The organism is Shewanella sp. 10N.286.52.C2 (assembly GCF_002874545.1).
Classification (GTDB): Bacteria; Pseudomonadota; Gammaproteobacteria; order Enterobacterales; family Shewanellaceae; genus Shewanella.
The window spans coordinates 84,611-96,928 of record NZ_MCTV01000068.1; the positions used below are offsets into that span (position 1 = coordinate 84,611).

A 12,318-nucleotide genomic window follows, 5' to 3' on the forward strand; every position below is an offset into this window, starting at 1 on the left:
TTTTGTATTTACTTTATGACTCGAATCAAGCGACTAAATCAGTAAGTGTCCGCAAAGGGCGATAACCGGTAATGTCACTAAGGTACGCAAAATGAAAATCACAAACAACTCGAAGAAGTTAACTGGGATTTTACTGCCAATAAGTAATGCGCCGACTTCACTCATATAAATTAATTGGGTTACTGATAGGGCTGCAATCACAAAGCGAGTTAAGTCTGACTCAATTGAGCTGGCTAAAATTGAAGGCAAGAACATATCAGCAAAGCCAACCACAATCGTTGTCGATGCAACATCGGCTTCTGGTATTTGCAGTAATTCGAGCAGTGGAATAAATGGCATACCTAGATAATTAAAAATCGGCGTATTTTCAGCTAATACCAATGCGATGGTACCAATGGCCATAACCACAGGAATAATACCAAACACCATATCAACCACGTTCTTAACGCCTTCAGTTAATAGCTGTTTAACCCCACCAGCGCGCGAAGCTTTATTCATCGCTTGCTCAAAGCCCCAAGACATTACGCCATGACCTTGTGGGATCATTTCATCATCTGGGTGACGTGGGGTGTTGTCGATATATAAATCTTTTTTCCATGATAGCGGTGGTAATTTAGGCACTATGATAGCGGCAACAAAACCAGCGAGACAAACGGTTAAGTAAAATGGCACAAATAAATGCTCAAGTTTGACTTGAGAAATAACCACTAAACTAAAAGTAATAGATACTGCTGAGAAGGTAGTACCAATTACGGCCGCCTCACGCTCGGTATAAAGACGGGTTTCATACTGCTTGTTGGTCATTAAAATACCAACACTGCCATCACCTAACCATGATGCCATACAGTCAATGGCACTTCTTCCTGGAAGGTTGAAGATTGGACGCATTAATTTGGTCAGCATGGTACCGAAAAATTCTAATAGACCGAAGTTAAGCAGTAACGGCAGCAGCATGCCTGCAAAAATGAACACTGACAGTAGTACTGGTAATAGGTCATTGAGTACCAAGGCTCCGGTATCAGCTGAGTAAATCACTTCTGAACCGATCTCTAAGTAGGTTAATACAATGAATATTGCCCCTAAGACGCGTACTAATAACCAAAATGGTGAAACATTCAGCAGCGAATGCAAAAACGGGCTCTTACGAACTAACTTTGGGTTTATTAGTTTAGTAAGCACCGACACGATTGCCATAAAGACTACGATACAGGTTACGATTAAAGGTAATATATCGGCGAATTGGTTTTGTACAAATTTTGATACGATAGCAATCGGAATGGTGATTGAGCCGTCGTAGCTAATAGGTGTCATAAACAATAACAATCCGATAAGTGACGGAATGATAAAGGTAAGTATCGTTTTGAGATTATATTTTGGTTTTTCTTGAGTCACTTTGTCTATGCCTTACCAATTAACTAAATAATCATGGTTGAGTTAATCAAACCGTCTTATGGGAAATGCTGTATGTCCATTCATAGGATATCTAAGCGAGGCAAGGTTACCTGCTTATCTATTCTAAGTAAAACTATTCACTAAAACGAATAGTTATGGGCTTTTTATGCTTATCTATATTGTATCGTTTCCCAACCGAATTGCACGGATTATTTTGTTTGTAATCATGGTGTTATGCAGTTGTTGTTACTGTGATGTTTTGTTATTACAATGGGTGAGTGGATCGTTGTAAGGTTGTTTGGGTCGTGCCCTCTATATTGACGTGGTTAATTGACTGAATACTAAACATTAGATGTCGATAGCGTTTTTATCAAAGGCGATTAAGTATGATAGAGCCTAATTTACAAGGAACAAGATACGCTGTGATAATAAGTAAAACGGAAAAAATTGCTCGATTAGCTTACCTGTTTGGTTTATTAGGCTTGATAGGGCTTTTTATCGGCATAGGTTTATCTGTGTTTATTGAGCATATGCAGCATGGTGATAAGTATAGTTTACTGCAATTTTCAATCAGTGAACTGGGGACTTACAACCGCTCTTCTTCTGCCTTATTGATTAATGGCGGGCTATTTTTTGGTAGCTTAAGCCTGACGATGAGTGCTTTATTTGGCCTACAAATAAACCGTACCATTACTGGTCGGTTATTTGGGCTGGCTCTTATCGTGACTTTTCTTGCCCTAGCTGCCACAGGGCTGTTTCCCCTTAATGTTTACCATTTACATATTCAAGCCGTGTCTATTTTTATTTACTTTGGCTTAATCAGTGCGCTACTGGGACTGGTTAACGGGATCATTATGCGCCAAGCCCAATATATGCTGCCATTGGTGTTTGCTGGTTTGATTGCGGTGATCCACGGCGCGATTTTAACTTGGCCATATTGGGGTGGGAGTTTAGGTGAGAACCCGCTCTCTGAAGGACTACTATTTCAAGCCATTGTGTCGCAGTCTCCTAAGCCACAAACTTGGTGGTTATCCATCTTATTTTGGCTAAGCATCATAACTACATGGCTGTGGGTTTTGAGCATTTGCCGCTGCTATTTTCTGCCCCAGGGGCAAAGTAAAGCAGATAAGCCTAAGCCAAAGATATGACTCTTGGGCAATTGTAAGTAAGAGCCTTGTAAGTAAGAGCCTTGTCAGTAGGAGACTTGTTATAAGAGCCTTGTAAGTAAAAAGACTTGTAAGCAAAGAGGCTAAAGCTTACAGCGTTATTCACTGCCTTGCATTAGCCCCGATTACTAAGGTGTTAACTAGATTTTTTGTAAACCAGCGCCGCCGAACCAATAGCCATTACAGGATTTTGTGTTAGCAAACTCGCGAGTTTTCATCGCCATATCATCTTGAGTCTCATCACTGTTTGCTAAGCGCTTTGTGAGTTCATCTGCAAGCTCAATACAGGCTAATTGGCTAGGTGATACTCTAAAGTAGTTCACTCCCATTTGCTGCATTTGCATCATTTCAGCGGTTAAATCAACAAATGAAGCAGATTGAGTTTGGATGCCATTTAATCTCAGTAAATCCTGATGCTCTTGAGTTTGCACCAAAATCCCCTTTGGGTGTTGCTGACAAATGGTCTCACAATTGTCTTTACTCAAATTAAAGTGTTTGGCAGTAAAGCAGCGCGCCGAATGTGCCAGTGGCATATAACCATGGCCCATGACTTCCACTTCAAATTGCGGCGTGTTTTCGCCCTCACCAATCACGGTTTTAAGCCATGACTTTGATAATTCAAATGGCATAGCAAAGCGTTGCATACCCATTTTATGCAAAATATCTAAGCTGGCTCTATTGTAGTTATTAATGGTTGGGCCACAAATGAACGGCAGTTTGGCCTCAGAGGCCAATTGCACGCCTGCCATATCATTGGCTTCAATAATAAACTCGCCATTATCGATATACTTTTTAAGTTCGCCAAGCTCAGATTGTGCCTCGATTAATGCCATGGTTGAAAGCACCACATTTTTGCCAGACTGCTTGAGCATAGTGGCAATGTCGAAGTAATCTTTAAATTTCATTAATCGACGTCTGCTGCAGACGGTTTCACCTAAATAAATAGTATCAACTTGGCTTTGCGCTGCCCGATGATAAAATTGTTCCGTGGTGTCTTTGTCCCAGCAATAGCTAATGGCGCCCAGTGAGATTTTCATATTGTTATTTACTGCCATTGCCGCTCGTATGCTCCTAATGTGGTGACTTGTCCTTCAGATACCTTGGCTAAGGTATGATTCCATCTGGCTTGCTCTTTAAAGGCGCTAGGATTGTTTTGATAGCTATCAATCGCTTCACGCCAAACCCGCGTTACTTGCTCTACATATGCAGGGCTGCGTTGACGGCCTTCTATTTTTAGCGATTTGATCCCAGCTTGGGCAAGTTGAGGTAATAGGCTTAAGGTATTTAAGCTGGTGGGCGACTCTAACAGGTAATCGGCTTTGGTATCCGCTTCGGCAATGTAGCGGCCTTTACAGACCACGGGGTAGCCAAGTTGTTGGTCAATACCTGTGGTATCAATCAGCACGTCATTTAGCCTAGTTAGGCATTGGTTGCCTTGCTCTTGCCATCTCACATCTTTTGCTGGCGAGCAAGACCCGCCTGTATTAGGTGATTGGCCAGTGACATAAGACGATAAATGACAACGTCCTTCAGCCATAATACACAAGCTACCAAAGGCAAATACTTCTAACTCTACCGAGCTGCATTTGGCTAGGTCACGCACTTGCTTCATTGATAACACTCTAGGTAATACCGCGCGTTCAATATTAAAATTTTGCTGATAGAAATCGAGTGCGGCTTGATTGGTGGCCGAAGCTTGCACTGAAAGGTGCAATGGCAAATGTGGATAACGGTTGCTGGCATAATGAAGCAGGGATATATCAGCGGTAATAAGTGCATCCATTTGCAGCTGGGCGGCTAAATCTATTGCCTGATACCAGCGGCTTTCCTCTCCAGGTTTTGGATAAGTATTTAAGGTTAAAAATACTTTTCTGCCTTGGGCATGGGCAAGCTTGGTGGCTTGTTTTAGTTGTTCTGGGGTGAAGTTTAAACCTGCAAATGAACGGGCATTAGTATCATCCTTTAAACCTAGATAAACGGCGTCAGCGCCCGCTCTAAAAGCGGCTTTTAATGAGGCTAAATTTCCTGCAGGGCACAAGAGTTCCATATTCTCTCTCTCAAATTTCGATTGAAAGTGAGTGTAAAGTTGAATGACATCACATGATTTGATTTGAAACAGGTTTCAATTGATAAAATGTGAGTAAACTAGCTTAAATTGGAATCTTGTCAGTGTAGGAGTATGAATGTCTTTCGGTTTTTCAGGAAAGGTTGCTAAAAATTTGCTTAATATCGCCCCTAAAGTCGCCACCCAGTCTCTTGCTGTTGTCCCTGAAAAGGTAAAGTTGGATATTCTGGCTAAGATGTTGTCACTTTCGTTAAGTGAACAAATTAAATTTGGTGAGTTAGATTTTCTGCAAGGTAAGTGGGTTGCTATTTGTGTGCAAGACATCGCGCTCAACTTTGAAATTAGTTACGATCAACAGTTATTATTACGTCCTTTGACGCAAGCCGATGTAACTTTTACTGCCAATGTGCCTGAGTTATTACTGGTTGCTGCGGCCAAAGAAGATCCTGACACGTTATTTTTTCAACGTAAGCTGCGTATTGAAGGCGATACCGAACTCGGCCTTGAAGTGAAAAACTTATTGCTCGGTATTGAGCTTGATACGTTACCAGCAGCGGTAAAGCTTAGCATTGAAAAGTTAGCTATTACGCTACAAACGTTACAAGGCTATGCTAATGAGCAGGCAGCCGCAACGGCGTAATATTCAGTCATAATGACTCAGATGAAGAGCGTTAGACATGGGATGAATATAAACATCAAAAAAGGCGCTAATTAGCGCCTTTTTTGTCATGTAGTTTAAGGGTTAAACCTTACCTGTAATGACTTCATATTTATATTGCAGCTCAGCTGGGGTTTCTGCGTGGCTGGGATCAGGATCAATGCAATCAATAGGGCAAACCGAAACACAGGTCGGTTTAGCATAGTGGCCTACGCATTCGGTACATAGCGCAGGATCAATTTCATAGATCTCTTCACCCATGGTGATGGCCTCATTAGGGCACTCAGGCTCACACATGTCGCAGTTAATGCAGCTATCGTCGATTAGTAATGCCATCTAGTTCATATACCTTATAAAATTCATCTGTAACAATTGCTTATGTATATTCCATATAATGGTAAAAATTACCCTGTCCCGACGTTCAATGATTCATACAGCGGATTTTCATGCACTTAACCATGAATAATGACCTGAATGAAGACAAAGACTTAATAAGCGTTGAATGACTGCGCTGATCTAATGCGTTTTAACACGCTATAAATCTTTCAATCGATGATTATATCACACAGAGATAGCCCGCCTAGGGTTAAGCGAGAAATTCACCGGCTAGCGCATGTTTTGCAGTGGAGATTATCGCGACCACTGCTAATTCAATGAAAGGATTCATTTTTGAAGGGTTTGACCCTCTATTCCAGATTATGAAGTGAATGAGTTCGCTACTATTATGTAGCAATTATCATTTAGCTACTATGATTTAACTAAGCCCTCAGAACCACTTTTTGCTGACTTATCGAGAATAAAAAATGGAAGATAAAAGCCCAACCCAGCAACAGTATGATGATGTTTTATCATTTTCAGATCGATTACATCAATCAGGGTGCGCACCATACTCAGTGGCGAAATATACTCAGTCTTATGCGGCTCATCACCAGATAGATATCGCCATTGATGTTACCCCAACTAAAATTGTGACCATTTTCGAGCAACCCACTCAAAAAATGGTGATGCAAACTAAAAATCCACCGTCAGTCAATTTACGCAATTTGGTGGCAACCCTAAAGGCAATACACTCAAAAGAAAACTATCAAGGGGTGCCGAGTTACTCGAATTTTACTTTAGGCATTGCCAACCTATTACTGCCGCCTTGCTATTTGATGCTGGTGGGGAGCACGTATCTTGCGGCAATGATTTCGGTTTTTTTAGGGTTAATCGCCTGGTTAGCTCAACTAATGTGCACCGGGCAGCGAGCAATGCTGGTTGAGTTCATTGTGGCGTTTATTGCCAGTTTTGTGGTGGGGATATTAGCCGCTCAATTTCCTGAGTTACCGGTGTTAGCTTTATGCATCTCATCCATTGTACTGTTTATTCCAGGACTCACTGTCACCAATGGTTTAGCTAGTCTTGCCTTAAATGACTTTCGCTCAGGCATAGAGTTATTGGCCCAAAGTAGTTTGGTGGTAATAAAAATATTCATTGGCGTGGTGATGGGCTTAGGCTTATCAAGCTTGCTTGTCGGCCATGTAGCAGCTGCGCCATTTATTAATGAAATCCCTTTAGGTTTGCATATTCTGGCGTTAATTGGCATATCGGTTGCGATTGGACTGATTTTTAATGCCAGTTGGCAAGACATTATTATTGGCCTGCCCGCTGCTGCAGTTGGCATGTGGGGGCCACATTGGTTTACCTCTGATTGGGTTATCGGCACTTGGATTAGCACCATGATTATCACTCTTTATGGGCTGTTAGCCGGTAAAGTACGTAAAGTGCCTGCGTTAGTGTATATTATCCAAGGCGTGATCATTTTAGTGCCAGGAAGCCGGATCATCGTTGGTGCCAGTGAGTCATTCTTTGCCACTGCAATATTGCCTATCCCCAGTATTGGTATGTCAGCATTATTGATGTTTTGTTCGATTATGGCAGGGCAGATCATGGTTTATTCTATTTTCAATGACCGCTTTTTGTTTAACCATAAACGCAACTAATCGATATTAATTGAGAAAAACTAAACACATGAAAAAAGCGCCTAATGGCGCTTTTTCGTTGTCATGTTTTATCGAGGTTGTTTATCGATTAGACTGTCACATCGCGACGTATGGCTCTGCCAGGCTTAGCATCCATAAGCAATTGTCCCTTATCAATAATCGATTGGCCATTGACTAGTACATGCTGCATACCCACTGAAAGCTTATTGGGCTCAGTAAATGAGGCCATATCTTTAAAGCTATTGAGATCAAATACCACTATGTCAGCATCTTTACCCACTTGCATACGGCCTTTGTTACGCATTTGCGGCACAGCATCTTCGATGATATGACACGCATTGAGGCTGGTGCGCTTCATTGCCTCGACTAAATTGACTTCTTTATACTCAACCACGTATTTATTTACAAAGCGGGCAAAACACCCTACCGAGCGGGGGTGAGCAAAAGCATCGTTAGGCAATGGCCATACATCACCTTCAATCAATTTACCTTTGCTGTCCATCCACGGCATGGCATCAGAGGCAATAGCGGCGTTAGGAAACAACACCGAACGCTTCATCATGCGTAAGTCTTCTTTACTGTCGTCAGGCTTTAAGAAGTGAATAACGATCACTTCACCAGGGTTGGTTTTTCGTAGTTCATCGATTTTGGTTTGGGTCATAGGTACGCCATTGGCTTCCATGTAACTTGCATCGGGAACGCCAAAGCGGTCAATCCATTCTGGGCCAGCAAATAAGGCCGCGCCCACAGGTGTTGAGCCTGCGCCATAGGGGTAAGCTTCAGTGGTAATCGGCAAACCAGAATCAACAGCTTCTTGCACTAGGTCGGCGCAATCATCAATGTCTCGCACCGAGGTACTGTTGAGGTGACAAATATGCATATGTGCCCCAGTGGTGGCGGCTAAACTGATTAACTCTTGATAGGCTTCAAAGCTTGATCTGGGCTCCATGCCGTTGGCATAACGTACATGGGTGAAGGTCGGTACATCAAAACTTTTGGCCAGTTTAGCTAAGCCGTAATACTCTTTATGGCCATAGGCGGGAGCATAACCGCCATTAATACCAATCCCTAAACCACCTTCTTTTAAGCCTTGTTCAACATCAGACAATATCGTATTTAGCTGTGCGTCGGTGGCGAGATCATTTTGCCAATTTTTTAAACTAAAGGCATTCTGAAACCAAGTAATGGTGCCATCTGCGGGCGAAATTTCACTTTCAATTGCCATAATGCGGGCATAGGTCCAAGCTACTGAGGCGCCGTAGTTAATTGGGCGACCTTCTTTAGCGGTGTCATCATAATACTTACCAATGGGTAATAGGCCTGATTCCAACTCAAGGGCGGTGGTGACACCATCGAAGGCTTGAGCTCTGGCTGCGGGTAATTGTTGTCCATGGGCGTGAAGGTCGATAAAGCCAGGGGCAACCACAAGCCCGCTGGCATCAATGACTTTTTTACCTGTGAGCTTTTCTGTCGATATAGCGGCAATTTTGTCGTCTTTAATGCCTACATTGCGTACGGCATCTAAACCCGTTTCGGCATCAATGACACGGCCATTAGTAATCACTACATCAAACGGGCCTGTTTGATTTGGCATTAACTGTGGCTTTTGTGGACCCTTGTTAGTTTCTGCTGTGGCAGTCGATGAAAGTGTTATTGCAGCGGCGCCAATAGCCAGTTTTTTCATGGTATCGCGCTTGGTTTGATCAACTTCAGCGGTTAATTTGTCATCTTGATTTAACTCGGACATCATTTACTCCTTTCTCGCCAGTATCCTTGATTATCATGCTATTAATTATCAGCCAAGCATTTACAGCTTGTCATTAACAGCTTTAGTGGGCCGTTTACTGCATAGTCGTTTTATATTTAAACCACTAAGCTAGCTAACTTTTCACGCATTATTTTTTCGTCCATGCCACCTTTGGGGGCAATAAAGACTAAACGGGTTGCTCTTGCTTCATCGTGTTCCCACGGCTCGCCAACAGTGACATTGGCGCGTTGGCCAGTACATTGAAATATACAGCGATGATCAGGTCGATCAGATAAATTTAAAATACCTTTCATGCGGTAGGCATCGACTGAAAACTGCTGTAATAGCGGATAGAGGCTTTGTAAAGACAGCGGCTTGTCGGTTTCGAAGCTAAAAGTATCAAAGCTGTGGTTTACATGGTCATGATGGTTGCATTGGCTGTGGTCATGGTCTGCACCTTGGTGCTGACAAGTATGCTCATGGCTAAGTTTTACTAACCGCTCAGGTACATCAAATAAAATCGGTAGTGCGACGTTTCCAAACTCCATTTCAACCAGTTTGGCAAAAGGGGCTTGGGTTTGGCACCATGCTTTAACTTTTTCCAGCTGCTCAGTTGCCACTAAATCAACTTTATTAACTAACACGATATCGGCGACTTGTATTTGTTGCTCTGACAAGCTGGCCATTGAACCTTCTAAACTTAAAATATTCTCAGCATCGATAGTGGTGATAATCGCGTTCAATGGCGCGTGTGCTTGTAGTTCAGGATCTTCAAATTGCAATGCCACTTCTTTAGGTTCGGCAATACCTGAGGTTTCAACAATAATATGATCAGGGCGCTCTTCAAGTGCCAGTATGCGCATCACTGAGACCACTAAACCTTCGGCAAGATTGCAACACACACAGCCATTTTCGAGGCTAATCATATTGTCGCTTTGGGATTTTACTAGCTCTGCATCGACATTAATTGAACCAAAGTCATTTACGATAACGGCCATACGCATGCCATCGGCATTGGTTAGGATATGGTTTAACAGGGTGGTTTTCCCGGCACCTAAAAAACCCGCTAAAATGGTCACTGGAATAGGTTTTTTATTCATTGACGTTTCTCTATATGATTTACTTTTTAACGAAAAAGCTCGGTATTACCCGAGCTTTATGATTTTAGGCATAATGGTTATGCAACCACTGGATTACGAACTGCTAAGCCAGGATTTACATCTAAATGCAATTCACCATTTTCGATAATAGGTGTACCATTTACGATCACATGATGCATCCCTTCTGAGAGTGCATTAGGCGCATCAAAGGTCGCTAGCACTTTGATTTCGTCAAGTTTAAATAAGACTAAATCAGCATCTTTACCCACTTGAATACGGCCTTTGTTTTTCATTTGAGGAACACTGTTTTCTAATATTCGACACGCATTTAAGCTCGTACGCTCCATCGCTTCGAGTAGTGTAACTGCTTTGTATTCATTGAGGTATTTACTGATAAAGCGAGTAAAACAAGCAAGCGATCTTGGATGAGCAATAGCATCACTTGGTAATGGCCATACATTACCTTCGATTAATTGCCCCTTAGGATTCATCCATGGCATTGCATCGGATGCAATGGCTGCGCCTGGAAATAATACTGAGCGGTCCATTTTATGGCGATCGGATTTACTTTCATCAGGTTTTAAAAAGTGCATTACTACCACTGTACCTGGCGCATTTGCTTGAAGCTCAGTGACTTTTTCTTGTGTTAAGGCTTTACCATTTGCTTCCATGTAGCTTGCACTTGGCACTCCCCAGCGCTCTAGCCAGTCATCACCGCGGAAAACTTCTGCGCCGATCACTGATGAACCAGCACCGTAAGGATAAGCTTCTGTTGTCACCGATAAGCCTGCATCAACCGCATCTTGAACTAAATCAGCACAATCTTCGATATCTTGCACTGAGGTACTGTTAAGGTGACAAACATGCATGTGTGCACCGGTGGTTGCCGATAAACTGATCAGTTCTTGGTAGGCTTCAAAGCTTGATTTAGGCTCTGCGCTATTTAAGTAACGCACATGCGTATAAGTAGGCATTTCATAGCGTTTAGCTAGCTTTGCTAATTCGTAGTACTCTTTATGGCCATAACCTGGTGCATAGCCAGCGTTAATACCAATGCCCAAACCTCCCTCTTTAAGGCCTTGCTCAACATAGTTTAAAATGGATTTAAGCTCATCTTTTGTCGCAAGGGTGTTTTGCCAGTTATTTTTAGAAAATGCTTGTTGAAACCAAACAATCGTACCGTCTGCTGGTGGCATTGTGGGCTCTTTTGCCGTGATACGAGCATAAGTCCATGCAACAGAGGCGCCGTAGTTAATAGGGCGGCCCTCTTTGGCTGTGTCATCATAGAATTTAGCAATAGGTAGCAACCCCGACTCCATTTCAAGAGCGGTGGTTACACCATCAAATGCTTGTGCTCGTGCAGCCGGAAGCTGTTGACCATGCGCGTGCATATCAATAAAGCCCGGCGCAACCACTAAGCCTGTGGCATCAATGACTTTTTTGCCTTGTAATTTATCTGTTGAAATGGCGGCAATACGATTGCCTTTAAGGCCGACGTTACGAATGGCATCTAATTTAGTTTCAGGGTCAATGACCCGGCCATTTTCAATAACAATATCAAATGGGCCCTTTTCATTGGCCATTAGCTTAATTTGCTGCTCAGTGAGTTTGTCTGATGCGGCTTGCAAAACTGAGGCAAATGGAAGCGCTGCAGTACCAACAGCACCCGCTGCAAGCTTAGTTAGCGTAGTACGCTTTGACTGGTCGACATTGTTAGTGGTTAAATCATTTAGGTTGGTATCGTCTTTCATTTTTTATCCTCATTTATTCATGCAATAAAAATAGTAAAAACTGGCAACATGTGAAACGGCAAGCACCATAAAAGCTACTTTAAACAGCTTTGCTCTAAATTTGGATAATGTAAAGCACACTTTGATACTTTTGTTGCGCATGCGTGTCTTTGGGTGCGAATAATAAATATCTCAGGGCTTAGGGTTACGGCTTTGTTAGCTTCGGTTGCTCGTATCGCTTTGAGTTTGTTGCTGATGTTGCGTCAATGATAAAATTTTGCCGCTGTAAAACTTATTACTGATATTAATTAATAGCATAGATTAGAGGAACTCACATTTGAAGGATCTAACCCTTCAAGTTTTGACCAACCTTGGCCAATAATAAATAAATGATAGGTGATAACTGACTAAATGATAGGTCATGAGTTTTTATATGTAGTAGGCTGGATCTTGAGTGGGCGATAGAGTTGGGTAGGTG

At 42.4% G+C, this 12,318-nt stretch carries 10 protein-coding genes; 3 read left to right on the forward strand and 7 right to left on the reverse strand.

What is annotated here, in order from left to right; all coding sequences use genetic code 11:
• Nucleotides 1-33 precede the first annotated feature (33 nt).
• Entirely contained in the window at nucleotides 34-1,311 is a 1,278-nt protein-coding gene (locus BCU94_RS18185) for a YjiH family protein (RefSeq protein ID WP_102477222.1), read from the reverse strand.
• 467 nt (nucleotides 1,312-1,778) lie between these two features.
• Between BCU94_RS18185 and BCU94_RS18190 the strand changes: the two genes are divergently transcribed.
• Complete coding sequence (locus BCU94_RS18190) at nucleotides 1,779-2,540, forward strand: hypothetical protein (RefSeq protein ID WP_102477170.1); 762 nt, start codon at nucleotides 1,779-1,781, stop codon at nucleotides 2,538-2,540.
• 158 nt (nucleotides 2,541-2,698) lie between these two features.
• Here BCU94_RS18190 and BCU94_RS18195 read toward each other — a convergent pair whose 3' ends face one another.
• Both BCU94_RS18195 and BCU94_RS18200 read right to left on the reverse strand, forming a co-directional pair.
• Nucleotides 2,699-3,595, reverse strand: coding sequence for a U32 family peptidase (locus BCU94_RS18195; RefSeq protein WP_102477223.1), 897 nt, complete (start codon nucleotides 3,593-3,595; stop codon nucleotides 2,699-2,701).
• Nucleotides 3,596-3,603: 8 nt separating this feature from the next.
• Nucleotides 3,604-4,605 (reverse strand): peptidase U32 family protein, encoded by a 1,002-nt coding sequence (locus BCU94_RS18200; protein WP_102477171.1) that lies wholly within the window; start codon nucleotides 4,603-4,605, stop codon nucleotides 3,604-3,606.
• Between the two features lie 136 nt (nucleotides 4,606-4,741).
• On the opposite strand from BCU94_RS18200, the gene BCU94_RS18205 reads away from it, so the two are divergent.
• Nucleotides 4,742-5,263, forward strand: coding sequence for an SCP2 sterol-binding domain-containing protein (locus tag BCU94_RS18205; protein WP_102477172.1), 522 nt, complete (start codon nucleotides 4,742-4,744; stop codon nucleotides 5,261-5,263).
• Nucleotides 5,264-5,365: 102 nt separating this feature from the next.
• On the opposite strand, the gene BCU94_RS18210 is transcribed toward BCU94_RS18205, so the two are convergent.
• Complete coding sequence (locus BCU94_RS18210) at nucleotides 5,366-5,617, reverse strand: YfhL family 4Fe-4S dicluster ferredoxin (RefSeq protein WP_055023738.1); 252 nt, start codon at nucleotides 5,615-5,617, stop codon at nucleotides 5,366-5,368.
• 467 nt (nucleotides 5,618-6,084) lie between these two features.
• On the opposite strand from BCU94_RS18210, the gene BCU94_RS18215 reads away from it, so the two are divergent.
• Nucleotides 6,085-7,263, forward strand: coding sequence for a threonine/serine exporter family protein (locus BCU94_RS18215; RefSeq protein ID WP_102477173.1), 1,179 nt, complete (start codon nucleotides 6,085-6,087; stop codon nucleotides 7,261-7,263).
• An 88-nt stretch (nucleotides 7,264-7,351) separates the two neighbouring features.
• Here BCU94_RS18215 and BCU94_RS18220 read toward each other — a convergent pair whose 3' ends face one another.
• The 3 genes from BCU94_RS18220 to BCU94_RS18230 form a co-directional block, all read right to left on the reverse strand.
• The gene (locus BCU94_RS18220) at nucleotides 7,352-9,010 is read right to left on the reverse strand and encodes an amidohydrolase family protein (protein WP_102477174.1); all 1,659 of its coding nucleotides are present in this window, start codon (nucleotides 9,008-9,010) and stop codon (nucleotides 7,352-7,354) included.
• 116 nt (nucleotides 9,011-9,126) lie between these two features.
• On the reverse strand, nucleotides 9,127-10,110 hold the full coding sequence (locus BCU94_RS18225; RefSeq protein WP_102436176.1) for a GTP-binding protein: 984 nt from the start codon (nucleotides 10,108-10,110) through the stop codon (nucleotides 9,127-9,129).
• A gap of 77 nt (nucleotides 10,111-10,187) precedes the next feature.
• Complete coding sequence (locus BCU94_RS18230) at nucleotides 10,188-11,861, reverse strand: amidohydrolase family protein (protein WP_102477175.1); 1,674 nt, start codon at nucleotides 11,859-11,861, stop codon at nucleotides 10,188-10,190.
• Nucleotides 11,862-12,318 lie beyond the last annotated feature (457 nt).

Bases quoted from the DNA above. Each gene is read 5' to 3' on its own strand.
- BCU94_RS18205 (WP_102477172.1), top strand. From the start codon at position 4,742: ATGTCTTTCGGTTTTTCAGGAAAGGTTGCTAAAAATTTGCTTAATATC.
- BCU94_RS18190 (WP_102477170.1), top strand. From the start codon at position 1,779: ATGATAGAGCCTAATTTACAAGGAACAAGATACGCTGTGATAATAAGT.
- BCU94_RS18215 (WP_102477173.1), top strand. From the start codon at position 6,085: ATGGAAGATAAAAGCCCAACCCAGCAACAGTATGATGATGTTTTATCA.
- BCU94_RS18220 (WP_102477174.1), bottom strand. From the start codon at position 9,010: ATGTCCGAGTTAAATCAAGATGACAAATTAACCGCTGAAGTTGATCAA.
- BCU94_RS18185 (WP_102477222.1), bottom strand. From the start codon at position 1,311: ATGACACCTATTAGCTACGACGGCTCAATCACCATTCCGATTGCTATC.
- BCU94_RS18225 (WP_102436176.1), bottom strand. From the start codon at position 10,110: ATGAATAAAAAACCTATTCCAGTGACCATTTTAGCGGGTTTTTTAGGT.
- BCU94_RS18195 (WP_102477223.1), bottom strand. From the start codon at position 3,595: ATGAAAATCTCACTGGGCGCCATTAGCTATTGCTGGGACAAAGACACC.
- BCU94_RS18230 (WP_102477175.1), bottom strand. From the start codon at position 11,861: ATGAAAGACGATACCAACCTAAATGATTTAACCACTAACAATGTCGAC.
- BCU94_RS18200 (WP_102477171.1), bottom strand. From the start codon at position 4,605: ATGGAACTCTTGTGCCCTGCAGGAAATTTAGCCTCATTAAAAGCCGCT.
- BCU94_RS18210 (WP_055023738.1), bottom strand. From the start codon at position 5,617: ATGGCATTACTAATCGACGATAGCTGCATTAACTGCGACATGTGTGAG.